Source organism: Shewanella sp. 30m-14 (assembly GCF_052977125.1).
Genome location: NZ_JBRILW010000009.1, coordinates 139,271 through 163,789, shown reverse-complemented (window position 1 = coordinate 163,789; position 24,519 = coordinate 139,271). Strand labels below are relative to the sequence as shown.

At 44.1% G+C, this 24,519-nt stretch carries 23 protein-coding genes; 10 read left to right on the top strand and 13 right to left on the bottom strand.

The annotated features are described in order from the left end of the window. The 8 genes from ACVBIU_RS09195 to ACVBIU_RS09160 form a co-directional block, all read right to left on the bottom strand. A partial coding sequence (locus ACVBIU_RS09195) for a tetratricopeptide repeat protein (RefSeq protein WP_447163591.1) occupies window positions 1-363 on the bottom strand: 363 nt, incomplete at its 3' end. Between the two features lie 418 nt (window positions 364-781). Further along, on the bottom strand, window positions 782-1,627 hold the full coding sequence (locus tag ACVBIU_RS09190) for a PA3715 family protein (RefSeq protein WP_447163590.1): 846 nt from the start codon (window positions 1,625-1,627) through the stop codon (window positions 782-784). A gap of 73 nt (window positions 1,628-1,700) precedes the next feature. Then, window positions 1,701-2,729 (bottom strand): PA3715 family protein, encoded by a 1,029-nt coding sequence (locus ACVBIU_RS09185; protein ID WP_447163589.1) that lies wholly within the window; start codon window positions 2,727-2,729, stop codon window positions 1,701-1,703. Window positions 2,730-2,759: 30 nt separating this feature from the next. Beyond that, window positions 2,760-3,638: a hypothetical protein gene (locus ACVBIU_RS09180; RefSeq protein WP_447163588.1), complete on the bottom strand. Its 879-nt coding sequence runs from the start codon at window positions 3,636-3,638 to the stop codon at window positions 2,760-2,762. Between the two features lie 45 nt (window positions 3,639-3,683). After that, window positions 3,684-4,007: a YceK/YidQ family lipoprotein gene (locus ACVBIU_RS09175; protein WP_447164943.1), complete on the bottom strand. Its 324-nt coding sequence runs from the start codon at window positions 4,005-4,007 to the stop codon at window positions 3,684-3,686. Window positions 4,008-4,121: 114 nt separating this feature from the next. After that, the gene (locus ACVBIU_RS09170) at window positions 4,122-6,224 is read right to left on the bottom strand and encodes a BRCT domain-containing protein (RefSeq protein ID WP_447164942.1); all 2,103 of its coding nucleotides are present in this window, start codon (window positions 6,222-6,224) and stop codon (window positions 4,122-4,124) included. Between the two features lie 55 nt (window positions 6,225-6,279). After that, window positions 6,280-6,963 carry a hypothetical protein gene (locus ACVBIU_RS09165; RefSeq protein WP_447163586.1) on the bottom strand — a complete coding sequence of 228 codons (684 nt, stop codon included), beginning with the start codon at window positions 6,961-6,963 and terminating at the stop codon, window positions 6,280-6,282. Window positions 6,964-7,524: 561 nt separating this feature from the next. Then, window positions 7,525-7,920, bottom strand: a complete 396-nt coding sequence (locus ACVBIU_RS09160) for a ribosomal maturation YjgA family protein (RefSeq protein ID WP_447160548.1) — start codon at window positions 7,918-7,920, stop codon at window positions 7,525-7,527. A gap of 241 nt (window positions 7,921-8,161) precedes the next feature. Between ACVBIU_RS09160 and ACVBIU_RS09155 the strand changes: the two genes are divergently transcribed. Beyond that, window positions 8,162-9,580 carry a DUF1176 domain-containing protein gene (locus ACVBIU_RS09155; RefSeq protein ID WP_447163585.1) on the top strand — a complete coding sequence of 473 codons (1,419 nt, stop codon included), beginning with the start codon at window positions 8,162-8,164 and terminating at the stop codon, window positions 9,578-9,580. A gap of 266 nt (window positions 9,581-9,846) precedes the next feature. On the opposite strand, the gene ACVBIU_RS09150 is transcribed toward ACVBIU_RS09155, so the two are convergent. Beyond that, on the bottom strand, window positions 9,847-10,260 hold the full coding sequence (locus ACVBIU_RS09150; protein ID WP_447163595.1) for a methyltransferase family protein: 414 nt from the start codon (window positions 10,258-10,260) through the stop codon (window positions 9,847-9,849). Between the two features lie 738 nt (window positions 10,261-10,998). Here ACVBIU_RS09150 and ACVBIU_RS09145 point away from each other — a divergent pair. The 5 genes from ACVBIU_RS09145 to ACVBIU_RS09125 all read left to right on the top strand — a co-directional run bounded on the left by ACVBIU_RS09145 (window position 10,999) and on the right by ACVBIU_RS09125 (window position 18,022). Then, window positions 10,999-11,925 (top strand): DmsE family decaheme c-type cytochrome, encoded by a 927-nt coding sequence (locus ACVBIU_RS09145; protein ID WP_447160546.1) that lies wholly within the window; start codon window positions 10,999-11,001, stop codon window positions 11,923-11,925. Window positions 11,926-11,942: 17 nt separating this feature from the next. After that, window positions 11,943-13,967, top strand: coding sequence for an MtrB/PioB family decaheme-associated outer membrane protein (locus ACVBIU_RS09140; protein ID WP_447163584.1), 2,025 nt, complete (start codon window positions 11,943-11,945; stop codon window positions 13,965-13,967). A 39-nt stretch (window positions 13,968-14,006) separates the two neighbouring features. Then, window positions 14,007-16,529 carry a DMSO/selenate family reductase complex A subunit gene (locus ACVBIU_RS09135; protein WP_447163583.1) on the top strand — a complete coding sequence of 841 codons (2,523 nt, stop codon included), beginning with the start codon at window positions 14,007-14,009 and terminating at the stop codon, window positions 16,527-16,529. A gap of 14 nt (window positions 16,530-16,543) precedes the next feature. Then, complete coding sequence (locus ACVBIU_RS09130) at window positions 16,544-17,209, top strand: DMSO/selenate family reductase complex B subunit (RefSeq protein ID WP_447160543.1); 666 nt, start codon at window positions 16,544-16,546, stop codon at window positions 17,207-17,209. An 87-nt stretch (window positions 17,210-17,296) separates the two neighbouring features. Next, on the top strand, window positions 17,297-18,022 hold the full coding sequence (locus ACVBIU_RS09125; protein ID WP_447163582.1) for a TorD/DmsD family molecular chaperone: 726 nt from the start codon (window positions 17,297-17,299) through the stop codon (window positions 18,020-18,022). Between the two features lie 100 nt (window positions 18,023-18,122). Here the strand turns inward: ACVBIU_RS09125 and ACVBIU_RS09120 are convergent, their stop codons facing one another. Beyond that, window positions 18,123-18,620: a hypothetical protein gene (locus tag ACVBIU_RS09120; protein WP_447160541.1), complete on the bottom strand. Its 498-nt coding sequence runs from the start codon at window positions 18,618-18,620 to the stop codon at window positions 18,123-18,125. 192 nt (window positions 18,621-18,812) lie between these two features. Here ACVBIU_RS09120 and ACVBIU_RS09115 point away from each other — a divergent pair, with 192 nt between their 5' ends. After that, on the top strand, window positions 18,813-19,160 hold the full coding sequence (locus ACVBIU_RS09115; RefSeq protein ID WP_447160540.1) for a RidA family protein: 348 nt from the start codon (window positions 18,813-18,815) through the stop codon (window positions 19,158-19,160). 89 nt (window positions 19,161-19,249) lie between these two features. Here ACVBIU_RS09115 and ACVBIU_RS09110 read toward each other — a convergent pair whose 3' ends face one another. Then, entirely contained in the window at window positions 19,250-19,687 is a 438-nt protein-coding gene (locus ACVBIU_RS09110) for a hypothetical protein (RefSeq protein WP_447160539.1), read from the bottom strand. 367 nt (window positions 19,688-20,054) lie between these two features. Here ACVBIU_RS09110 and nrfA point away from each other — a divergent pair, with 367 nt between their 5' ends. Then, window positions 20,055-21,440, top strand: coding sequence for an ammonia-forming cytochrome c nitrite reductase (gene nrfA / locus ACVBIU_RS09105; protein ID WP_447160538.1), 1,386 nt, complete (start codon window positions 20,055-20,057; stop codon window positions 21,438-21,440). 230 nt (window positions 21,441-21,670) lie between these two features. Here nrfA and ACVBIU_RS09100 read toward each other — a convergent pair whose 3' ends face one another. Next, complete coding sequence (locus ACVBIU_RS09100; RefSeq protein WP_447163581.1) at window positions 21,671-22,168, bottom strand: type II secretion system protein; 498 nt, start codon at window positions 22,166-22,168, stop codon at window positions 21,671-21,673. A gap of 212 nt (window positions 22,169-22,380) precedes the next feature. On the opposite strand from ACVBIU_RS09100, the gene ACVBIU_RS09095 reads away from it, so the two are divergent. Next, window positions 22,381-23,415 (top strand): alpha/beta hydrolase, encoded by a 1,035-nt coding sequence (locus tag ACVBIU_RS09095; protein WP_447163594.1) that lies wholly within the window; start codon window positions 22,381-22,383, stop codon window positions 23,413-23,415. Window positions 23,416-23,536: 121 nt separating this feature from the next. Continuing rightward, window positions 23,537-23,968, top strand: coding sequence for a DUF4156 domain-containing protein (locus tag ACVBIU_RS09090; RefSeq protein WP_447160536.1), 432 nt, complete (start codon window positions 23,537-23,539; stop codon window positions 23,966-23,968). A 144-nt stretch (window positions 23,969-24,112) separates the two neighbouring features. Here the strand turns inward: ACVBIU_RS09090 and ACVBIU_RS09085 are convergent, their stop codons facing one another. Further along, window positions 24,113-24,376 (bottom strand): putative quinol monooxygenase, encoded by a 264-nt coding sequence (locus ACVBIU_RS09085; RefSeq protein WP_447163580.1) that lies wholly within the window; start codon window positions 24,374-24,376, stop codon window positions 24,113-24,115. Window positions 24,377-24,519 lie beyond the last annotated feature (143 nt).

Genomic DNA, 24,519 nt, shown 5'->3' with positions numbered 1-24,519 from the left:
CCCGAGTGTATATTGCGCGTCTGCAACGCCTTGCTCAGCCGCTTTGCGATACCATTTAATAGCAGCTTGTCTGTTCTGCGGTACATCAATTCCATAATCATATATGGTCCCGAGTGTATATTGCGCGTCTGCAACGCCTTGCTCAGCCGCTTTGCGATACCATTTAATAGCAGCTTGTCTGTTCTTCAATATGCCAATCCCATAATCATACATAGTCCCGAGTGTGTATTGTGCCTCTGCAACGCCTTGCTCTGCCGCTTTTCGATGCCACTCAATGGCAGAATCTGGGCTCCTCTCAGTACTCCTATCAGAGCTTACACACCCGCCCAACAAGAAAACTATTAATAAAATTGAAACTCTCATATCCACTCTCTTACAACACAGGTCTCTGACAAAATTGGCTTATTTGACGATTTTCAGTCGTCTTTTATACGTTGAACATGCAGCTTATCGTTAGTGTGTTCAATTGAACTTCAGTGCCTTAGGAGCTTAAACCATGACACACACTTAAGATGCTCTACTTATTCGTACTTTTTGTCGCTTTTAGCGCCCCATAAAAGTGTGATCCGCTAATTTATCACCTCTTGAAATCAAAACGTGAAAACCAGCATTATCTTGTTGATTTATAATGGGTGGCTTAATATATACTCTCTTAATATATACTCTCTTAATATATACTTGGCTCGACTCTTAACAACAGAAAGGGGCGAAGCGCCACGACGTTTATCAAGCGCAGCTTGATTGCTTTAGTTAAAAAAGCGACAAGGCCTCGCGCTGAGGTCTACCAACGCTTCCACCATTGCTCTGTGCTTTGCCAATCTCGCGCGTCGCCAAACTCCGAGTCGATAATGTAGTAGCGCTCACCATCAAATCGTAATCGGGTCATAATGGTGCGGCTCTGTGTTGTATCTGTGGCCTGAGGTAAAGCGCCTGATAGCTTGGTCTTTACAATTAGCTTTAAATCGGCAAAGCCTTTGTTTTGCTTAGGCTCAATATGCAGTGCGCCTTTGCCTGACTCAATGATGAAATTAGTCATATCTTCGGCCTTAGGATCGCCTTGCCACATTTTCCAATAATATAAAGGCAGGTTGTTGACCAATGGAATTAAAAAATGCCCTTGGTGAACAAATAAACTGAGGTAGTCGGCCTCATATTGCGCAGAACCCTCTGGACGCTGCTGCGCCATCATTCGCACGCCTAATGCGCGTGTGTCATTGTTAAGTTTATAGTTGGCGGTATCAATCCACAGTGCAGGCGTGCTTTGCTCTTTCTTGTCGGCACTATGCGTACCATTAGCATTCTCTGTAGCATTGTCTGTTTGGGGATTGGCAACAATCGTTAATCCTGGGCGCTCGCTTAAATTTGCTGTATGACGGGCGATAATCTCATGAGTCTGCGTGTCCATAATCACGGTGCGCAGCGTATAACGCCTTTCGCCAACAAAGCTACCGTCAGTCCATTGTAAATACGCGCCCATGGTAAATTGCTCTTGATGAGGTAGCTGCTTACACACTGCTGCTGTGAGCCCTTGAAAATAACCACTGTCATTTTCCATCGCTTCAAGGGCATCAGTGCTGCATGCTTGCTTGGCGTAGCTTGCTGGCGAGAACGCTAGCGTGCAAGTCAAAAGCGCGCAACTCAAAACTGCTGTGCTAAATAGAGCGGATAATCTGTAGCCGAATGGGGTGAAAGAAGGCTTATTAGTTAGCATTTTGGCTCTCCGCTTGACTGCTGTTTGGATTGGTTTGCGAAGCACTTTCATGGCTGCTCTCGCTCTCATCGTTGCTCTCGCCTAAAAAGTTCACCCCAAGTTGGTTTACTTGGTTTTGGTTTACTTGGTTTTGGTTTATTTGCCAAAACTCGGGGGCGGGTAACTGCTCGGTGATCACCGGATAGCGGCTGCCATTATAGTTAAGCTCAGTGCTAAAACTGATGACTTCGGTTTGGTCATATTCACCGTCAGTGCGGTACTGCTGCCCCTGAGTCACTAACTTCAAATCATGGTAGCCATGGCTGGTGGTTGGTAACAGCTCAACAGTGCCTTGTACGCCATAATGCAGGTAAACTCCGCCATTACTACCGCCTGTATCAGCAGCTTCTATTTCGTAATCTAACGGTAGATGTTTGAGCACCGGGCGCAGCTTGTCGCCCTCTTGTACAAACAGGGTGAGAAAGCGACTAGTTTTAAATGCGCGGTACGCTTGTTCCTGTGGTGAGGTGTCGTAGTTAGCAAGATCGAGGATCAGCCCAAATGCTTGAGTATTTTCGCTCAGAGCGTATTGGCGGCTATCAATACTATTACTGTCAGAGTGACTTTTTATAGTGCTACTTTCTTGGATCACACCCGTATAGCTGGCTTCGACTTTGTTACTGTAGCGATTGACCAATAGTACTCGCCACAGATTACTAAAATAGCCATCTTCATCTGATTGATAGTATTGAAAGTAAGACAGTAATGCTTGCTCTTTGTTATGGGGCAACACCCTGCAGACTGTATTGTCTATCGCTAAACTTAGCCCGTACTTTCTGGTTACTAGGGCGGCATCAAAATCGAGTACGCTGCTTAACTGATTTAAGCTGCAATCTTGCTGTTGATTCTTTTCAGGTTCAAAGTTTTCTTGCTCACCGTTTTCTTGCTCAAGACTGGCCTGAGCATAGCTACTGGCACTAAAGGTCATCATCGGCAGAAATGCTGCAACAATTAACAGTTGTTTCGGGGTTTGCTTCATAAGTACTCTTTAGTTGTGTTAACCATCTTATTAATATGGGTAGGCGCGATAAATAGTGGTTTTATAGCCGCGTACCTGTACGCCATTTCTAAGTGGAATTGAGTACTCAGGTAAAGGGCGTGGACTGTAATCGATATATTGCGGCGTCGCGTAATAGAACACGCCTTGATACTCGGCGGGTAAATCTTGCTGCTGTAGCAAATCATATTGCAGGTTATAACTGCTGATAGGTAATGGCCTACCGTTATTGCTAACCACTTCGCCAAGTTTATCGGCTAGCGCTTTATTGGCCTTGTGCGCGCCGCCGTCTTCTACCCAATTAGCGATTAACTGACCAGCTGCATTATGTTTGAGCGGCATTAATATGGTGTCTTTGATAAGTGGAATGCTTGTTACCAACGCCATTTTATTTTGATAAAGCTGTAGCTGCAGGGATTTCTGCTCGGACACTTTATCGATATGCGGCGCATTAATGCCATAAACTAAATGATCACAGGTTGTATCGTCATAACCCAAATCGATGCATACGGCGCCCCAGTCAGGCATGGTGATCTCGATAAGCGCGGCGCCGAAACCAGCATCATTAGCACCAGAGCTGCCCTCAAAATAACTACCAAGGACCTTGTAATCAACGCTGCGACGACTTTGCAACCAGCGCTGCTTAAAAGACTTACTGCGTTTGCCTTCACAAAGCAGAAGCGGGAAGGGCAGTCGGTTACCTGCACTTGCCGCTTGATACATGGCTTTGCGATCATTGTCATCGAACTGACAGCTGCCTAAGTCGAGCATCAGGGTCTCGATGTCATTGCTACTGCTGTTTGGCATAAGGCTACAACCAGACAGTACACCCGCAGCAATAGTTAATGTTATCGTTCGCAACGGGGTTGGCGTGAGTCTTTTTAGAATCATAATTTATTCTTATTAGTTAGGCTTGGTTATTAAGGGTAACGGTCGTTAACGCCAATCAAGATGGAAGGTACACACACTATTTTTCTGTTTATAATTTTCATTATTATCGAGAGGTAATAAATCTATCGGTAATAATACCGTATCGGCCACCACTGAGCTGCCTAGGTCTACCACAGACAGAGGGATTGAAAGTATGAGTAATGGCGGAGACTCTTTTAAAACAAGTAAATTACAATTGAACGTATTAACCAACGCATATTTAGTGCCGGAGTATGGTATCCCCATGGCGCTATTAGATGGAATCTTAGAAACAACCGTTGAGCAACCGCTGATAAATATCGCCAATAAAGTTACAAACATTACTTTCATACAATAACCATAAAATACTTCATTATTCTCGAATTAAAAATGCCAGTATGGTGATCTCATTTAAGGACCACCATATCGGTTTACTGTTGTGATCTAAGTTGCTATTCGTTGCGGTTATGCATCTTCTAAAATTTCACACTCAGGAAAGGCCTCGCGAAAAGCTTGTGGTGCGCGAATAGGCTGATAACCTTGGCTTGTGTCATAGTGGTAGCTAAATATACGTCCAGCGGGTTGGCGAGCGTGGCGCAGATCGAGTAGTTTCAGCTTGGTTAGCTTAAACAGCACGGCCGGAAATTCATCGAAATGGTTATAGGAGAGATCCAAGTCTTCTATTTTACTCAGAGTGGCTAATGTTGCTGGCAGCGAACTTAAATGATTGAAGTGTAAATTAAGCTTAGTGACATCTTCATAGTGCACGATATTGGCTGGTAACTCCCCGAGTAAGCAGTTATGCAGATCCAGCTCTGTAATGCGTGTTTTACTTGGCAGTTTTGTTGGCAATGGCACTGTGACATTATAAAGCACATCACGACATAGAAAGATGTGTGGTTTGAGATGACAGTTAACTCGATGCTCGTCATCGCCTTGTGTCAACATACGTTCAAAGCCACAGCCTTTATGCCAGTTCAGCCGCTCTGCCTCAATCAGAGCTTCAATGGCTTGTTGACGGAGGGCTAACTCTTCTTTTTGACTCAATAGCCACAACAACCCTTCGCCGAAGCGGTTGAAATACCGTAATGAAAATTCGTCACACAAGGCTTTGCCCCAGCGCTTGGTTAGACCTTTGAGTTTTTTGTAGACCGCGCCTTCACCGATTGGGTCACCATGCTTATCCAATTCGCGCATCTTGCCATCAAACATCACCTTATCTTGCACCGCCAGTTGGAATGCATTATCACCGAGACCTGCAAGTAACGTCTGAATTTGCTTGCGTAATGCTTTGTTATCGGTGGTTTTAAGTATTAAAAATAGCGGCAACTGCATCTCAGATGTAATCCCACCTTGCTCTAGCATAGTGACTGCGACTAGGTGACTGGTTTCGTCCGGTGAATGTAGCAAATTCAGCACATTGCCCAGCATTGGCGCGGCGCTTGTCTGTTGCAAAAACTTAGGTGCATCGGTGCTGAACCATTGGCTCAGTGCCGTATCGTCAATAATCAAGTGCTGGTCAACATCGATGGCAACGGTTTGCTTAGGGTTACTGCCTAATAGAATATGGGTCACCTTGCTATCGAGCTTCTTACTGAGGCTAAAGCCCAGCTCAGCAGCTTTTTCTTTGAGTTCTGTCGCCTTAAAACCGCTTTTTCCACAGATAAACAACACGCTATCAGAGCCTAAAGGTCGGCGCTGTGCATCGGTTTGTGCGCGGTTACGTAGCCAAGCTTGTGCTAATACTTTTACTGGATTGAACTTGGCTTCCATAAAGGTCAGATGGAAGCGAGCATCCAGTTTTTCAGATTGTAGGTTTTTGGGTTTAGGGGCTGCCAACAATAGCAGCCAGTAGCGACGTCGTTGTTCGCCAGTCAGCTCTGCATTTTGCAAAATTCCCAGTAGCTTGTTCAGCTCATCACTGCGTGCGATACGATTATAAACATTAAGTTTTAGATCTATGTGCTGAGGTAAATCGACCAAGCAGGCTAGAGGGGCCAGATAGGCCGTATCTTGAGCTTGTGGGCTAAGTTCGACCTCAAGTTTGCTTAGGGCGGGAGCCTTAAGCAAACACGCGAAGCTTGGAATAGGCAAGTCATAGGGGTGGTCGTAATGATGCAGTTCTAGCTTGACTGTAGACAGAAAAGGCAATTCATTAAGATCGTCAAGGGACGCCGTGCTGGGTCTAACGAGCGTTAATCCACTGATGTTTTTTATCGTTTTTAACCAAGGTGGGAGTGTTTCACCCTCTGAGTTGACTAGGATTAAGTGGCTTAATGTTGCAGCTTTTTCTAAGTGTCCGCTCTTAGGAAATAGGTGCAGACCCAAACCACGTAGGCACTCTAGTTTATCAAAGCAGCTAAATAACGCAGCATCAGGTACTCGGCAGGGAACATTGCCTGAATGAGAAAGCTCCAAGTCAATTAGATTAGGAAACGCACGTGCCAATGCAGACCACTCGGGATGGTTACGAGTCAGTTGATAGTGGAGTTTGGTTACCTTTGGCTTAATAATGCTGTCCAGCGGCAGGTCGTTATCTTTAAGGTACAAGGTGCTGTTGAAGCTCATCTTATTGCTCTTATGTTTAGAGTTAGCCCAACCACTCATGTTGGGCTGATTATTTTTATTGACCTTGAGAAATAAACTTGCGCGCTTGCTCAAGGTTCATGCCTTTATTACCCGTTATGGTTTGTGCTCTTAAGGCGGCTGATTCTGCGATTATCTGTTGTAATAACTCATCTGTGAGCAGAGTGTATTTTTGGTAGGTAAACCCAAATAGCGAGTTATCGCCGTATAGCGCGAGCTTGTCGCCAGCTTGGTAACTATCCCAATCTTGTTTGTTAATGCCACAAATATAATCGTTGCCCCAAAAACGATAACCTCCAAGGTATAAGCCCCCATCGCAGGTGCGGCTGTAATAGCTAAAACGTTTATCATCAATTGTGGCAATAACAACGGCTTTATCGGCAATAAAACTATGTAGCACTACAGGCAAGCCTTTAGCGAGTGCAAAGTGTAATAAAATGGGAATGCCGATAATGACAGATAAGATAATCTTTACAGGGCTACGAGGCTGATTATCAAGATTGACTCTTAGCCATGAGTTTTTTTGCTTTACTCCCCAAAACATGGCTATTAACAAAAGCAGCGATAGCGCTGCAGCAAATAAGTTGAGTTGCTCGTACAGCACATCATTAACTAAGGTATCGCTAAACACCGCAACCATCATCAAGGCTAATAACAGCATAAAAAAATACCCCAGCACTTTTTGCGTTCTGGTGGTTTTTGGCGCGAATATATTACTCATGCAGTTCCTTGGCATTCGTTATAGCGGTATGTGCTGAGTGCAGTTTTAGGATAAAAGGTAGGGGTAAATTTGGCTTAATTGGTAAACCAAATAGATTGCTAAAGGTAAGTTTGCCCCAAGACCGTAGCGGATAGTTTTATAATAAATTTTGGAAAAAATCAGGCTGGAAATAACCAACCCAAAGACCCACAGTAGACATTTAAAGATAAATAATAGGCCCGTTCCTACGCCTTCATGGTCGACTCGAACGGCACCAATAAGAAAGTTGGGACCTATAAATTGCAGCAATGGGATAGCCATAACAAACAAATACTTACCGAGCTGAGTTTGCATCAATGTGGAGATAGCGTTTGGCATGTTGTTATTTGACCTAGTAATGGCGGCGTCAATAGACTGTACAGATGAAACATTGCTACTTTGTATGTTTTAAATAATAAATACAGCAGCTTATCGATAGAACGTTTATGATTGCAACTCTATAGAGTGGAAACCGCTAAAGTTGTCAGATGTTTGTGAAGTGACTCACAAAGTCTGTTTATGTCGCATTCTCAGGCGTTACTATTATTGATATTCAGACTTGATGGGTATGATGTGATTTTTTATTGCGAGTCCAGTAACAATAGCCAGCCAACCTAAGCTGTAGGCCAAAAAGTCGAGCCAATCGAATGTTGAGCCGATAACGGTTCGAGCAAATGAGTTATTTTGGAGACCAAGTAGGTTAACTAGTTTAAAGTATTGTGCTATTTCAATGCTATAAGCCAATATTAAAACACTTACCGATAGTTTAATTGGCGACAGATTAATAAATGAAGCGAGTAACAAAAACATCCATATAACAACCAGCAGATCACCGATAAAAGGACGAATGAATCCATCGTTAACAAACAAGGCTATAAAGATTAATAGCAGTAATAATAGGTTGCTGTAGACAAAGTATTGCGGCTTAAATGTGAGCATGTTGTCTTATGCCTTGTTGTTGGTTGTGTGACTATGCCCTGTTAAAACAGGTAGATATGAAGTTTGAACTCTGGTTTTTACTTGTATTTGGTGCTTATATATTGAGGCAGGGCGCTTTATAGTTTGAGTACGGCATGATAAACAATCGCGTAAATCAATTCCAGCAGGTTTATTGTCGCTAAATATGCATTTTGCATCGTAGACCATTTTATTTAGTCGTTATTTTGGGATCATTTTTATAATGCAGCGTTATATACAAATTGTCGGAATTTTATCATTGTTAATGTCGGCATCGGCATCGGCGGTTGACGGCTTAAGTTTTGGGCATGGTGACTGGCAAGTCGTCTGTGACAATACCCATACTTGTCGTGCGGTTGGCTATCACAATCAAGATACTGGCAATGCCCCAGTTTCGGTCATATTCGAAAGAGAAGCGGGCGCGAATACTCAGATCAAAGCTAAAGTAAAATTTGCTGAAAGCTTAACTGCTATCGATGCGACTCAAGTCCATGATGTAACAATTACACTGAACATTAACGATGTTTACCAGAGCCAGTTAGGGGCAGAAATGCCTGCCTATGAAGTGATGGGAGTCGGTTTTAGCGGCGAGCGAGAACTTACAAAAGAGCAAACTAGCCAATTACTTAACGCACTCACCATGAAGGGTAGCGTCTCAATAACATTTACTAGCAGCAGTGGCAAAGAGTGGCATTTATCAACCAGTGGCTCTACTGCTGTGTTGCTTAAAATGGATGATTTCCAAGGTCTAGTCGATACCCCTTACGCCATAGTCAAAAAAGGTCAGCGCACCAGCAATATTGTAGAGCCTAAACAAGCGCCAGTTATCTCTATACCCGCTGGCGACCAAAGGCCACTGACAACGGATAACGATCGCGCTTTAGCCAAGACCCCTGAGTTTATAGCAAGGATGAAGCGTGCTGTTGAAGCATGTGATATTGCCCCTTCAGCAAATGGATACTTAAAGCTTGATGTGGCAAGGCTGACAAAAACTCAACTCGTGGTAACAACGCCTTGTTGGTTTGCAGCCTATAACTATGGTGAAGGTGTGTGGCTTGTAGATGACAACCCTAAAATCGAACCTCTGTTGATTACCGATAGTGCGATAAATTACGCTGACGGCACGATTAACGAATTTATGTTGGGGCGCGGTGTCGGCGACTGCGTTTCGGCAAGGCGCTATATGTGGAATGGTCGTGACTTTATTTTAGCTGACTCCTACTCTACAGGGCCTTGTCGTGAGATTGCCCCTGGTGGCGCTTGGTATCTACCGACAACTGTGAGCACTGTTATTGTGGGCGATGACCCAGCTGCTGGGATAGATTGTCAATCAAAGCAAGCTTATAGCACTGAACGGATGGTTAGATGCACACAGCGAATGCTGGCGAGTGTAGAACTGCAGCTCACTGAACTCATCGAAGAAATTAGCAGTCTTCAATATGTAATGAAGGATAATGACTTAAAGGCAGCATTAAGTCAGGCGCAGCACTCTTGGCTAACCTATCGTAACGATGTGTGTAAAGTGACTAGACTGACTCAAGCCGATGGTTCAATGGGTTTACCACTGATGGTTGGCTGCAAGCTTGATCTCACCGAGAAGCGACTGAAACAGCTTCAGTTATTGAAAGCGTCGCTGATTTAGTCATTGTCAGCAAATCCATAATGGTATTCCAGCGGGCTAACGTTACAATAAAAGCCGCCGTTTGCGCCCGAATAACTCGTACTGGTATTGGCTCATGTATTGGCTCATATATTCGCTCATGTATTGGCTCATGTATTCGCTCATGTATTAGTATTCTTCTGGCTTAAAGTGACGTTGCAGCTTAAACAAGCTTTAACTTTCGAGCCAGCGAACACCGATGAACGTCGTGTTTACATCGAGCCTCTACATAGAGTGCTCTATAGCGACTACAACCAGGGTCTGACTCTGCTTTTATAGTCGATAAATACTTGCCCAAAGAGACTCTTAAGCGCTCTCTCTTCAGGGCGAATTTGAAAGCGATACATATACAGCATATACGCAATAATTCCCGCCACACTCCAAATCGATTCTAAGTAACAAGCCCAGGCGCACAGTGCGAATACCATTCCAAGGTACATGGGATTGCGGCTTAGGCGGTACATACCTGATGTCACTAATGCTGATGCGGTTTCCGGTTTTAATGGATTAACCGTCGTTTTGGCGCGTTTAAAACTAATCACGCCTGCAATTGCCGATAATAGGCCTAGCAGTAACAAGGAGCTGGTGGCAATAAGCTTAATGTTGAACAGCGCAGGATCAGTTGATGGGTTACTAACGCCTACATGTGCAATAGCCCACATAATGAATGCAAAAACGAGTGTGACGATTGGCGGTGGGATCTTGTTTTCCAACTTATTTTTTAACTGATTGTTTAAAAAGTGCAAAGCTTGTCCTGTGAGTCAATCTGAACGTTAACAAAATAATAGGCTAATAACGCTCATCAATAAATAGGTCTTGATAACGCTAATGACGTGTCGCGTAGTTACATTCGGCATCAGTTTAAAATGCCTTATATCCGATAATGAGTAGGTGTTTAGTTTGTTACCTTTGGTTTTTTGAGTGTTAAACCGATGAAATACTGCTGAGTAAGGCTGTTTTTATGTGAGGGTTTGTTGTTTTTTTGCACGACTCGGGTACTTATTATGGGGTATGCCTGCTCGAATGCTGAATCGTGACAAAACTCTTCGTGATCTAGCTCTAAAAATTACACTAACCTAAACAGGGGTGTTAACAATGCTTATTAAAATAAATAACGGTCAGTGATGATAACCATTCTCATTTCATTCATATCTAATTGAATAGTATCTATTTGTTGGTTGATTGGTTTTTGAAGGTGTATTTTTATTACGTTTTTATACTGTGAGCTAGTAGACGATTTTTAAGAAAGTAAGCCTTACGCCTCAAGTAATTAGTAGATATGCACAATCTTGAATTCAGATATCTGTAACTAATAAAATACCCCCTTCGATATACAACCGGCCTGTAAGTTAATGTCTAGCAGAAAAACCATAAAGTCAGTGAATTTTGTGGCCAAATTAATGGCTACAAGTTTACTCACTCTTTTTATCAGCCTTGTTCCTGCCAAAGCGACTCCTTGGGATAAGCTTGATTCAGCACAATTGGAACAAAAGTTAGCAGAGAAATTCAGCGAAGGTAAATATTCTCCCAAAGGGGCGGATTCTTGCCTGATGTGTCACAAAAAGAACACTAAGGTCATGGAGATTTTTGATGGCGTTCATGGTGACATGAGCAATAGCAAATCGCCTATGGCCGGTATCCAGTGTGAAGCCTGTCACGGCCCACTTGGTAAGCATAATCGTGGCGGTAAAGAGCCAATGATTAGTTTCAGCCCAGACAGCAAACTATCAGCAGCAAGTCAAAATAGTGTGTGTGAAGGGTGTCATAACGACCCTAAGTTGATGTCATGGCATAACAGTACTCACAACCTAGAAGAAGTAGCTTGTAGTGACTGTCATGATATTCATGCTGCTAAAGATCCTGCACTTGACCGCCTAACGGTAAATGACACTTGTACCTCATGCCATACCCGCGCTAAAGCTGATATGAACAAGCGCTCATCTCACCCAATGAAGTGGGATCAGATGACCTGTACTGATTGTCACAACCCTCATGGTTCGATGACAGAAAGCGCCCTGATAAAACCAAGCTTAAATGAAACATGTGCAGAATGTCATGCCGATAAGCGTGGTCCATTCTTGTGGGAGCACGCGCCTGTAATGGAAGACTGCTCAAGCTGTCACTCACCGCACGGCAGTGTGAATGACAACTTACTTAAGTCTCGTACTCCTCAGCTGTGTCAGCAATGTCACGCCGATGATGGCCATGCGAGCCGTATGACAAGTCAGGCGGGTCTAGATGCATTCAGTGCTGGTAAGAGTTGTCTTAATTGCCACAGCAAGATCCATGGTTCTAACCATCCTGCTGGCAGCAACTTTGCCCGTTAAGTCTAGGAGTGACTATTATGCGTTCAATTAACCCTTTTTCATTAAACCTGATCACTCTGGCGTTGTTAGGCACATGTAGTGGTGCAATGGCTGCTGACTTTGGCATTCAAAATGCGAATACGGCAAACATCAAAACCAATAGCTATCAGTGCAAACGCTGTGTTGAACCACAAGGTTACACTGGTAGCGTGGGTGTTAGCGTCGGTGTTATCGATGCTGATGATAACCATGTTTTGAATCAGTTTGGTACCGGCACTGATGGTGCTATCGCTGGTGTAAACGGCGATCTTGCCTATCAGCAAGGTGGTTATAAGTCCAAGGTTCAAGCTCATCAACTTGGCATGGATAACGGCTTTGTTAGCATGGAGGCTGCTAAGAGCGGTCATTACAAGCTAGATGTGGATTTTCAGACCATTACTACTAACCAAGCGAGCAACGCGGCTACTAATCTTTGGCAAAATGACGGCATGCTGACTCCGAGTGAGCAGACCCGTGTTTTGGATTTAGAGTTACAAAGACAGCGTAGCGGCATTGGTTTCGAATATGACTTCTCAGAAGTCATGGGGCTAGGTCTAAACAGTTACGCACGTTTCGACCGTGAAGATAAAACTGGTCATCGCAGTGCTAGCCTAACGAGTCCACGTCCAACAAACTTTGCTGAAGCTGTCGATGAAACGACAGATAACTTCAGTGCTGGTGTTGTACTTGATGGCGCTAACTGGTTGTCAGAGCTGAGCTACAGCGGCTCACGTTATAACAATCATATGGGTGACTTAAGTCTACCGTATGCCTATGACGTCTACAGCGCCACACCAGACAACCAAGCACATCAGGTATCACTTTCAGGTCAGTACCGTTTAGCGTCTAGCGTGTTCACTGGTCGTGTGGTGACCGGTCGTATGATCCAAGACCAAGACTTAATACAGATGAGTGGCAACCCAATCCAAAACTGGGACGGTCAAGTCGATACTTTGAGTAGTAATTTAGCGGCAAGTACGCGCATCAATAGTCGTTTACGCCTTGGTGCGAGTTATGACTACAGCAAGCGTGATAACGGTTCATCAGTGTTTGACTTTGCTCAGTACGAGTTCAATTCAATGTCTGGTGCGTTTAAACAAAACGTGCCAATGGATATTGAGCGTCAAACCTTCAAAACCAATGCGAGTTACCGTATTGCTAGTGGTTACCGCCTACAGGCCGGTTACGACTATAAGCAAGTAGAACGCAGCTATGGTGAGCGTGAAGAAACCCGTGACAACGAGTTTTGGAGCAAGCTAAACATCCGTGCGATTGACAAGTTAACCCTAGATTTTGGTGTGAGCTATGGCCAGCGCGGCGGTAGTGACTACCAAGCGAACGAGTTAACGAGTGACGAGACTGAATCGTTAATGCGCAAGTACAACCTTGCCGATCGCAAGCGCAGCGAAGTTAATGCCAGAGCAAGCTATGCGCCGCTTGAGTGGTTAACTTTTGATGTTAGCACTTACTACGCCAACGATGACTATGACGCAACAGTAATCGGCCTGACTCAGGCTAAAGATTACGGTTATGACATGAACGTTCATGCGCAGATCTCTCAACCTCTATCTGTGTATGCATTTGCAGGACAGCAGTGGATTGACTCAGATCAAAGCGGCGACCAAGCATCAATTTGGCACACTGAGATAAATGATGAATTCATTAACTTAGGACTAGGTGCCACTTACACCGGGTTAATGGATGGCAGATTAATTTTAGGTACAGACTACCTATTTGCTAATTCATCGAGCAATACCGGTGTTAATGGCTACAACACAGATAGCACTAACATCAATAGCTATGGCAGTTATTACTCATATAACCACAGTGTGAACTTATATGGTCAATACCTGATTTCAGAGCAGATGGCAGTCAAGCTGGCTTACCAGTTTGAACGCTATTTTGATACCGACAGTGCCAATGTTACCCAAGGCAGCATCCCAGGTTTAGTGACCTTGGGTGACCTGAACCACAATTACAACGCCCATCAACTGATGTTGACCTTCAGCTACAAGCTGAAATAAGTCGAGTCAGTCATTAATAAGTTTGAGGAAAACAAGATTATGGAACGTAGAAGTTTCTTAAAAATGAGTGCTGCGCTGGGCTGCGCTGCAACAGTTACCGGCTGTAATTCTAGCTCTGATGATGCCAACGTGATCCCGCCACAACCACCTGTGACAGATGAAGTGGTTAACTGGTCATCATGCCTAGTTAACTGTGGTTCTAACTGTCCAATTAAGGTCTTTACTAAAGACGGTATCGTGACGCGCGTTGAAACTGACCACGAAGTTGAAGATAAATATGGTCTTCATCAAGTTCGTGCTTGTGCTCGTGGCCGTTCATTACGTCAAAGAAACTACGCTGTTGACCGCCTAAAAACACCGATGAAGCGTGTTGGCGAGCGTGGTAAGGCTGAATTCGTACCTATTAGCTGGGACGAAGCAACTAGCATTATCGCTGAAAAACTGTCAGCAGTTTACGCACAAGAAAACGGCGCTAAGTCAGTATTTCGTAGCTACGGTTCTGGTGCTTACTATGGTTTTGCATCAAATGCCTGTTTTAACCGTTTATTTAACTTAAACGGTGGCTGCCTAAATGCTTACGGTAACTATTCGTGGGCGCAGCAGATGGAAGCGGCGAAGCACACCTTCGGTACAGGTAGTACTAGCGGTTCTTCAACCATCACTATCGAAGACAGTGACTTTTTCCTAGGCGTTGCTTACAACCCAAGCGAAATCCGTCAGTCGGGCTCTGGTGAAGGTTACGATTACCTACAAGCACTACAAAAGAACAACGGCCTAGAAGTCGTGATGATCGATCCTCGCTACACCGACTCTATGCTAGGTAAAGAGTCAAGCTGGTTACCAATTCGTCCAGGTACTGACGCGGCATTCGCTGAAGCGGTTGCTTATGTGATGATCAACCACGCTAACTTTGCGGGTCAATCTCTACCGTTTGTACTTGAGCATTCAGTTGGTTTCAACAAGCAGTCAATTGAAGATCAAAAAGCGATTTTTGCAGCGAGCAGCGATGCCACTGACCAAGAATACGCTAAGGTGATGAACTCAGATGAAAACTACCAAGACTACATTCTAGGTCAAGGTATTTATACTGATGCTAAAACACCTGAATGGGCTGAAAAAATCTGTGGTATTTCTGCAGAGAAAATCCGCTACATCGCTGGCAAGCTAATGACAGCTAAAGCACCTTACATTGTTGTGGGCGCAGGCGTTAACCGCCAAGCAAACGGCGAGCAAAGCATGCGTTCTCTATACATGCTATCTGTGCTAACCGGTAAGCTAGGTACACGTGGTGCATCAAACGGTGAACTACCATACATGAGCAGCATGTCTCGTGCAGGTATTCCAACGGGCACTAATGAAGTTAAAGAAAGCATCTCTTTCTTCACTTGGTCTGAAGCGATTAACAACGGCGAGACCATGACAGCTCGTAGCCATGGTATCCGTGGTACTGACGGTTTAGATACGCCACTCGGCGCGAACATTAAGTTCATCCTGTCTGCATCAGATAGCTCGTTATTAAACCAGCACGCTGAAATCAACAATACCGCTGATATCTTCCGTAATGCAGAAGATCTATTTATCGTGTCTTGTGATTGCTGGATGACACCGGGCGCTAAGTTCGCTGACATCATCCTACCTGATACAAGCTGGTTAGAATCAAACGACTTAGTTAACGATTCATACGCTTCTGGCTCATTAGGTTACCTAACTGCAATGTCTTCTTCTGTTGAGACAATGTGGGATTGTAAGTCTATGTACGAAGCAGCAGCGATGATCGCAGACAAAATGGGCGTTGGCGCAGGCTTTAGAGCCGGCAAAAACGAAGATGAGTGGTTAGAAGAGCTTTATCAAACGACTAAAGCAAGCAGCACCAACATCGGTGTTTCTCCTGCGTTCCCAGCAACTTACAAAGAAGCACAAAAAATTGGCTTCTTCCGTAAGAACATGAATGACAACCACGTTGCACTGCAAGACTTTATTAAAGACGGCAAAGCGCTTTCAACGCCAAGTGGCAAGATTGAAATCTACTCTGCCGAACTTGCATGGCGCGCAGCTAATTGGGATCAAGAGAACAGTGAGCAAAACCCGACAAACGTTAAGGGCGACACCATCACTGCTATTCCACAGTACACAGTAACGTGGGACGGTTATGAAGATGAAGGCACTAAAGAAGATTACCCAATTCAGCTAGCGGGTTACCACACTAAGGGCCGTACACATTCTAGCTACCATAACGTGCCTTGGTTACGTGAAGCGGTAGAAGACGCTGTTTGGGTTAACCCAATGGATGGCGCTAAGCACGGTTTAAGCTCTGGCGACAAGATTGAGATGTACAACGAGCGTGGTTCAATTGAAGTGACTGTACGTATCACACCACGTGTTGCTCCAGGTGTATTTGCCCTAGGACAAGGTGCTTGGTACAACCCAGGCAACAAGCGAGGCAGCACTGGCCATATCGTTGACGAAGGCGGCGCAATTAACTCGTTAACTCGCTACCAGCCTAGCCCTGTCGCTAAAGGTAACCCACAGCACACTATTCGTGTTGCCATTAAAAAGATTTAAGAGAGTAGTTAATTATGACTGAAGCAACTCAATACGGTTTTTACGTCGACAGCACTAAGTGTACTGGCTGTAAAGCGTGCCATGTATCTTGTAAAGACCGTCAAGGTAACGAGATCCGCAACAACACTAATCCTGAACAAAACGGCGTACCTGCATTAAATGGCGTAACGTGGCGCCGCGTGTACGAATACGGTGGTGGACAATGGACTGAAGGCCAAAATGGCTGTTTCGAGCAAAGTGTATTTGCTTACTACATGTCGATTGGCTGTAACCACTGCTCTGAACCTGTGTGTGTTAAGGCGTGCCCAACAGGCGCGATGCATAAACGCCGTGAAGATGGTCTAGTACATGTTGCACAAGACTTATGTATCGGTTGTGAGAGCTGTGCTCGTGCATGTCCATATGATGCGCCACAAATCGACCGTGAACGTAAAGTCATGACCAAGTGTGATGGCTGTTTCGAGCGTATCGCTGAAGGCCGTAAGCCTGTATGTGTTGAGTCTTGCCCGCTACGTGCACTAGACTTTGACACTATGGATAACTTACGCGCTAAGTATGGTAACGGCGATGGCCACATTGCTCCATTACCACCAGAGTCTATTACTTCACCAAACCTGATTATTAAGGCTAACGTGAATGGCGGACAAAGCGGCGATATCCTTAACCCAACTGAAGTATAATTTCAGTTATTTAAGCTATCACGCATTAGTATTTAATGATCACAAGCAGAGCGGGCTGCAAGGCCCGCTTAACTTGTAAGGTAAATTATGTCTTCAAAAACGCAGCCGTTAACACCATCACCGCTAACTCAATCATGTTTAAGCAACATTGATTTTGTTGAGTATCAAGGTTTAGCGCGAATATTGCATCACAGCCTTATTCGCTACCCGGAAGCCGATTTTATCAATGGCCTAAAAGAGTGCGATGTGGCTGGCAGCTGGCCTGAGTTTAGTCATCGAACAGAGAATCGCGCAGGTCGTGAACTGCTCGGTGGTTTTTTACAAGCTTGGTCAACTGATGCTGAAGCGGCTGAATTAGACAAGGCATTAATTACCTTACAACTTGATTATGGTCAGTTATTCTTCGGACCAGGCGAGCCGACAGCTGTGCCGCAAGGCTCAGTTTACCTGAGTGAAGAGCAATTGATTAACGATAGAACCACGGTTGAGCTGATGGATTTTTATCGTGTTAATGGTGTTGAGCTGCAATTAGATGTTAAGCAGCCAATTGATCACATTGGTTTGTTCTTCGCTGTACTTGATCAAACCTTTGGCCGTTTACAGGTTGAAGCCGATAACCAAGCACTAATTCGTTTTACTCAGGTGCTATTACAACAGCACTTATTGCCTTGGGCGTTTCGTTGCTGTGAGCTTGCGAATACTCATGCGAAAACCGATTTCTATCGCGGGCTTGCATTGTTAACCACGGACTTCTTGCTGCAACTACAACAAGATTTTCAAGTATTAGCACTGGATAAGCGACTATTTCGTTAATGCATTGAGTGTGACACTTTAAATAATAAAAGCCCGTAAATTTGATTTACGGGCTTTTTCTTTATAACGCTTTATTGTGGGCGCGACTGGGCATAAAGCCTTAGCGGTAACCGCCCATATTGCGACTCGACTGACGCTTTTCATTACGCACTTTTTCCAGCTGAGAATTAATCGTCTGTAGTAGCTGGCAAAGCTGCTTAGCGTCATCATTCAGTGGTGCATCGAGATCTTGGCTAGCAGGTTCACTGTTAAATAATGACTGACTCCATTGGTAGCCGATAGTTAACACTAAATGTTCCGATTGGCTTAATTCACTTTGCTCAATCTCTTTGACAAATAACAAGCGGCTGGCTGTAAACAAACAGTGCAGAGCAAGCTCATTAGCGAGTGGGCTTTGTTCATTGCTCTCCATTGGAGGCAACCATACTGGTTCGCCTTCGATAAAAACCAATGCTGAAATAGTGTTGGTCACAGTGCTAAGAGAGGTGGCGCCGCCAAATAGCTGCACAACTTTATCTGATTTTTGCAGTGTGAGTGCTAAGCGGTGGGCAAGAATGGATTTGCTCCATTGTTGACCCAAAGAGCGTCTTAACGTCATTTAATCAAAATCTCGTATCAACAGCCTCAAAGTCGAGGCGAAATCAAGCTAAGTGGTTAGTTTAGCATTTTGCTTAATAGCCAGATGTGCTTGGTGCAGCAGAATCGGCTTAAGGAGGTAAATTTACTAGGTTTGAGGCTTATTTCTGCTAAAATCTGCCGACTATTACGCTGAAGTTTTTATAGGTTCAAAATGGATATTCAACGAGTTAACCCATGTGCAAATTGGTCTGATGCTACCGTGTTCAATAACATGGCACATTTTGTTGAGATAGCAGCCGATGTCGAAGGCGATATGTTGAGTCAAACTCAGCAGGTCTTTGCTCAAGCTGAAGCAACATTAGCCAGTATTGGCAGTGACAAGTCTCGTCTGTTATCAGTGACGATTTATGTGACAGATTTTGCTAATGTCGCTGTCTTTAATCAAGCATGGCAAGCATGGTTACCAGAAGGCTGCGCCCCGAGTCGCGCATGTTTAAAAGTAGAACTGGCCGATCCAAGTTACTTGCTTGAAATTGCCTTTGTTGCGGCAGTTAAGTAGTTAACAGGCGTTAGCCTTACATGGGTGTTTTCGATACAACTTGTTCGGCTAACCTGTGAAGACAAGCGGTTAGTTGCTATTTCTAGCCGTTATTCTAACTGTTTGAGCAGTTGTCGTACTCGCGCGCGCGTATCGTCTATTTGGGTTATTACCGCTTGGGCACTCGCTTCATCATCGGCTAACTGCTGCCAATTTGCTTGCCAACTGAATTTGAGCTCCTCGGCTGCAACACTGAGCTCTGGCTCCGTTATCATGCTTAAATCGGCAATCAAATTGACTTTTACCCAGCCTTTTCGCGGATTACCTAAAGTTATATCTTTATCGTAATGAGCCGCATACACGATAGATTCCAACTCTGAAAGCTGTAGCAGCAGTTCAAAACTGGCTGAACGCACATTACTATTGTACTCAGTGATCTCCATGCGCCAGACGTTATAACTAAACCCAACCAAAGCAAACAACATGCTAAAAACCGCTGTCAGCTGAAAAATGGAGATGGTTTGTTTGCCAGAAATATCAATTTTCAACGCTAGCTCCTTAAGCAGATTTAATCGACTTAACTCAACTTTAGCTCAACTTTAACCCGCTTTACTCACTTCACTCTCAGTAACGACTCTGTGTTAATTCTATATAAAGACATTGAAAGAGCAGGTTTAATTTCAGCTTTAATAAAGCCTAACTTGAGCTTCACTTTTTGCTAAACAGACATTGCTAATTTAAATACAAAATAACAGTGGTAATTCACGCTATTTTTAAGAGTGTCGTTCATCGCACTTCTTTCAACATCTTCGTTGAAAATAAAAAGGAAATTAATTTGCTGTAGCTTTTGACAACGTGGTTCCAGCGACTACATTTTATATATCTAAATAGCCTTACATAATGGATGGATACCCTATGAAAGCATACAAAGTTTCCTTGATCGCAGGAGTTTGCATTGGAATGTTAAGCAGCGCTGTGGTGGCAAAAACGAATCCTGCAGATAATGCCCAGTACGAGAAGCGCTTTCCTAAGCAATATCAAAGCTGGCAAAAAACGGCTGAGAGTAAAGAGGTTACCAATGCATTAGCTGCCGATCCTAACTTGGTTATCCTTTGGGCGGGTTATGGTTTCTCCAAGGATTACAACGCACCTAGAGGGCACCAGTATGTGATTACAGATATCAGGAGCACATTAAGAACCGGAGCTCCGATGAAAGCGGATGAAGGCCCTATGCCGATGGCATGCTGGAGCTGTAAAAGCCCTGATGTCCCCCGATTGATTGAAGGTGAGGGGGAGGCTGAGTACTTTAAGGGTAAATGGGCTAAAGGTGGCCCTGAAATTGTTAATGTATTAGGTTGCGCCGACTGTCATAAGCCGGGAACTTCTAAGTTGAGAATCGCACGACCCTTTGCCGAACGCGCATTCGCTGCAATAGGCACACCATTTGACAAGGCAGAGAAGAGCGAAAAACAAAATATGGTCTGCGGCCAGTGCCATGTGGAGTACTACTTTGAAAAAACAGCCGAACAACCAAATTGGGTAAAATTTCCTTGGGATGATGGTACCTCTGTTGAAGAGATGGAAGCTTACTATGACAAGCTGAAATTTAAAGACTGGACCCATCAACTATCTAAAGCACCCATGTTAAAAGCTCAACATCCAGGCTATGAGACTACTGCAAAGGGAATTCATGGTGAGATGGGCGTCTCTTGTACTGATTGTCATATGCCACGGATAACCGATGCAGAGGGTAAGGAATACACCGACCATAATGTTGGTAATCCGTTTGATAAATTTGAATTTACCTGTGCAAATTGTCACGAACAAACCAAAGATCAATTACAAGGGCTAGTACAGGCCAATAAAGACAAGGTTAATACCCTTAAGCTTAAGGCTGAAGGGGAGTTAGTAAAAGCGCATTTTGAGGCTGAAGCAGCCTGGAAAGCGGGAGCGACAGAGCAGCAAATGGCCGCGGCGTTAACCGATATCCGTCATGCTCAGTGGCGCTGGGATTTTGCTATTGCCTCTCATGGTATTGCCGCTCATGCGCCTGAAGAGGGTCTTCGAATCTTAGAGACCTCATTAGTTAAAACCTCTGAAGCCCGCGGTAAGCTTGCAAAAGTATTAGCCGCTCAAGGTGTTAAGACCGCTGTTGTTATTCCAGATATTTCGACCGAAGCGAAAGCGCAGGCTTTCTTGGGTATGGATATGGATAAGATGAATGCTGACAAAGCCATCTTTATCGAGAAAGTCGTGCCTAAGTGGGAAGCCGAATACAAGGCAACCAATGGCGGTGAATAGTCTTTAACTGCCGTTACACAAAATGAGTTACAGTCTCAAAAATCCGGGAGCCAACTTCCCGGATTTTTTTGTGTTGTGATTAACCATATTAATATAAGTCACAGTGGCATACTTATCGCGTCAACAGGTTTATCTGCAGCGTGTGTATGACTCTTTGGTTGTGCAAGCCTTATACACAATCAACGTGAGCTTTAGAGGGGAGTGGAGAGGCCATTGTCTTCTTCGAATATCTAGCAATCAGTGTTTACCATTTCAGTTGTCTTAGTTTCAAAGTCGTAAAAAATATAGCAATTGATAGATTGATCGTCAGTGATCCCTTTAGGGTATAAGTAAAACCCTCCCGACCACCAAACCTGATCAAAGTTATTATCTAAATCCAATATGGCATTGATTTGGTCTGAATCTGTTCCGTAGCGAAATAGATCGAAATAGGGATACCCTTGTTTTGGGTCGACGCAGATTTGCACATTATTGATTTCTACTGACTTAAAAGATCGCACTTGGCTATTGCTAGATTTGCAGTCTTTGGCTGAAGCTACGCTGCCTTTGGCTCGAACAAGACTGATGGCGCTTTTAACTGAGGCCAGAGCTTGTTGCATCACCGTATCACGAGATTCATCTTCAAAAGAGATAAATTTTGGAAGGGCAATGACACTGAGTATGCCAAGAATGATGATTACGACAACTAATTCAATGAGGGTAAATCCGTTAACGGTACTGTGCTTCATCTATGTCTCACTTTTGTAAGTGCTAAACTCGATTTTTAGGCGCTCTTAATGTTTCAAACCCATATTTGATTAAGTATATGACGTAAAAGTGAACTTGGTTTTTGAGATTAGCGTCCATGGGAGAAAATTACCTTTGTGTACTACATTCTAATAGTTGGTTTTATTGTTATTTCGATGAATTAGCTGAAAAGCTTGGAGGATAGATGGAGGCGGTGTTGTTAAATATTGTAAACTTCATATTCATTTCCGTTGTGATGTATTTTGCCATCGCCTTACTCTGCATTATTTTGGGCAAGTGGATCAAGCAAGACGTGCCTAAAAGCACCCTGTCTTTCGATGAGCTAGCGTTTGATGGGTTAGCTTCCGATGAGCCAGCTTTCGAGCAATTATCCTTTGATAAGTCGGCTACCACCAAGGCTGAACCGCCAAAGCTAAAAACCTATCAAGCAAGAGATGGTGAGCGATTACCGTATCGTCATTACCGAGCTCAATCTGACAAGATCATTATTCTTTTGCATGGTTCTGGCTGGCATAGTCAGTATCTGTTTCCCTTAGCTAACTTTATAAGTGGTGAAGGCATTGCCCAGGTATACACGCCAGATCTTCGAGGCCATGGGCAAGCCCCAAGAAGGCGGGGAGATGTTGATTACATTGGTCAATTTGAAGATGACTTAGCCGATCTGATTGAGGTCATTAAGAGGGATAATCCTGACTGTACACTCATTGTGGCAGGACATTCATCCGGAGGTGGGCTCGCGATTCGCTTTGGTGGAAGTCGCTATGGTAAGCAAGCCGATGGCTATATTTTACTGTCTCCTTATCTTAAGTATAACGCGCCAAGTATGCGGCCTAACTCTGGTGGTTGGGCACTCCCTTATACCTTACGAATTGCTGGGCTAAGCATGTTAAATAATGTCGGCATTCATGGATTGGATTACTTAACAGCGATTGATTTCAATATGCCACAAGAGGTCCGTAACGGAACTGAAACCTTGTCATACACCCATCGCCTTAATACCGCTTATGCACCGGGTAACTATAAGAAAGAGCTCAGTTCGATAACGCAGCCATTATTAGTCGTGGTTGGCACGGCGGATGAAGCATTTTTTGCCGAGCAGTTTGAGCCGGAGATCTCAAAGTACACTCGCGCTGAAGTCATCTTGCTAAATGATGTGACTCATATGGGCGTCGTTGTTAACCCTGCCGTTAGACCCGTTATCAAGCAGTGGTTAGATAACTTGCGCTAAGCCGGAGAGTAAAGCGCTCTTGTTAGCAAGATCACCTTGTATAAAAATGTCATCGAAGGGGGATTCCCTTAAGGAAGTAAAGTCTATATTATCGCCTCCCTTTTAATTTTGACTGTAAACCATGAAACTTGTAAAACTGGCCGCCATCGCACTGATGTGCTCAAGCCTTACCGCTTGTATTACCTTTCCAACGGATGAATCTAACACTGTAAAAGTATTGTGGGATGACACTGATGCGTTACTTGGCTGCGCTCATAAAGGCACTGTAATTGGTTCTCAAGGTCATTTTTATGATTATTGGCTACATGCCGATAAAGATATGGTGTGGGGCACATTAAATGAAATGCGTATTAAGGCTGCCAAGCTTGGTGCTGACACTATTTATCTCTACGAACCGTTAGGCTTTATGGGCTCTGTAACCATGATGGCTAATGCCTATCAGTGTGAGTCAAAGCTGGCTGAGACGAATGCCCTGAGTCAGTTACCAATCACAGATACACAAACTGATAAGCAAGCTGATCAACCTATTACGGAGAAGGGCAAAGCCAAATAAGCACGTATCTTTATATGAACTTGTAAACGTTGCAAGTTCATCTCTCAGCCATTTATCGTGCTGTTCAACATTTCCACGATCGTAGTGGCACTGTGAGGGCGGGGTTTTAACAATAGCTTACTTAATAATAGCTTACTCAAAAATTTAGTAATGACGCTCTACATTGACCGTAAGCTTACCCCAATATGATGACCTGACTCTTGCTTGATGATGCTCGAATGAGCACTTATCGACAAACTCTTCATGGACATCAAATCGGCAGCGGTTGTCCCTGCTTTGTGTCACTTCAAATAGAAGGCAGCCTTCCTCCTTTAGGGTCAACCGCTTATGATTAACGAGCTCATTTTTAATTGCTGCAAGCTCGGGCTGTGGAACTAAAATAAACCCTTTTAAGATCACCTTTGACATGACAAGTCCCTATCTATTGTCGTTTACCCATTACTGTTAAATTGAACATTACATCAAAAAACGCAGCTTATAGTGAGCTGCGTTTTTTGATGATGGGTGTTATAGCTGCCGTTTTAACGAACTTATTTTTGACTAAAAGCCCT

Bases quoted from the DNA above. Each gene is read 5' to 3' on its own strand.
- ACVBIU_RS09185 (WP_447163589.1), bottom strand. From the start codon at position 2,729: ATGAAGCAAACCCCGAAACAACTGTTAATTGTTGCAGCATTTCTGCCG.
- ACVBIU_RS09180 (WP_447163588.1), bottom strand. From the start codon at position 3,638: ATGATTCTAAAAAGACTCACGCCAACCCCGTTGCGAACGATAACATTA.
- ACVBIU_RS09175 (WP_447164943.1), bottom strand. From the start codon at position 4,007: ATGAAAGTAATGTTTGTAACTTTATTGGCGATATTTATCAGCGGTTGC.
- ACVBIU_RS09170 (WP_447164942.1), bottom strand. From the start codon at position 6,224: ATGAGCTTCAACAGCACCTTGTACCTTAAAGATAACGACCTGCCGCTG.
- ACVBIU_RS09165 (WP_447163586.1), bottom strand. From the start codon at position 6,963: ATGAGTAATATATTCGCGCCAAAAACCACCAGAACGCAAAAAGTGCTG.
- ACVBIU_RS09160 (WP_447160548.1), bottom strand. From the start codon at position 7,920: ATGCTCACATTTAAGCCGCAATACTTTGTCTACAGCAACCTATTATTA.
- ACVBIU_RS09155 (WP_447163585.1), top strand. From the start codon at position 8,162: ATGCAGCGTTATATACAAATTGTCGGAATTTTATCATTGTTAATGTCG.
- ACVBIU_RS09150 (WP_447163595.1), bottom strand. From the start codon at position 10,260: ATGTGGGCTATTGCACATGTAGGCGTTAGTAACCCATCAACTGATCCT.
- ACVBIU_RS09145 (WP_447160546.1), top strand. From the start codon at position 10,999: ATGGCTACAAGTTTACTCACTCTTTTTATCAGCCTTGTTCCTGCCAAA.
- ACVBIU_RS09140 (WP_447163584.1), top strand. From the start codon at position 11,943: ATGCGTTCAATTAACCCTTTTTCATTAAACCTGATCACTCTGGCGTTG.
- ACVBIU_RS09135 (WP_447163583.1), top strand. From the start codon at position 14,007: ATGGAACGTAGAAGTTTCTTAAAAATGAGTGCTGCGCTGGGCTGCGCT.
- ACVBIU_RS09130 (WP_447160543.1), top strand. From the start codon at position 16,544: ATGACTGAAGCAACTCAATACGGTTTTTACGTCGACAGCACTAAGTGT.
- ACVBIU_RS09125 (WP_447163582.1), top strand. From the start codon at position 17,297: ATGTCTTCAAAAACGCAGCCGTTAACACCATCACCGCTAACTCAATCA.
- ACVBIU_RS09120 (WP_447160541.1), bottom strand. From the start codon at position 18,620: ATGACGTTAAGACGCTCTTTGGGTCAACAATGGAGCAAATCCATTCTT.
- ACVBIU_RS09115 (WP_447160540.1), top strand. From the start codon at position 18,813: ATGGATATTCAACGAGTTAACCCATGTGCAAATTGGTCTGATGCTACC.
- nrfA (WP_447160538.1), top strand. From the start codon at position 20,055: ATGAAAGCATACAAAGTTTCCTTGATCGCAGGAGTTTGCATTGGAATG.
- ACVBIU_RS09100 (WP_447163581.1), bottom strand. From the start codon at position 22,168: ATGAAGCACAGTACCGTTAACGGATTTACCCTCATTGAATTAGTTGTC.
- ACVBIU_RS09090 (WP_447160536.1), top strand. From the start codon at position 23,537: ATGAAACTTGTAAAACTGGCCGCCATCGCACTGATGTGCTCAAGCCTT.
- ACVBIU_RS09085 (WP_447163580.1), bottom strand. From the start codon at position 24,376: ATGTCAAAGGTGATCTTAAAAGGGTTTATTTTAGTTCCACAGCCCGAG.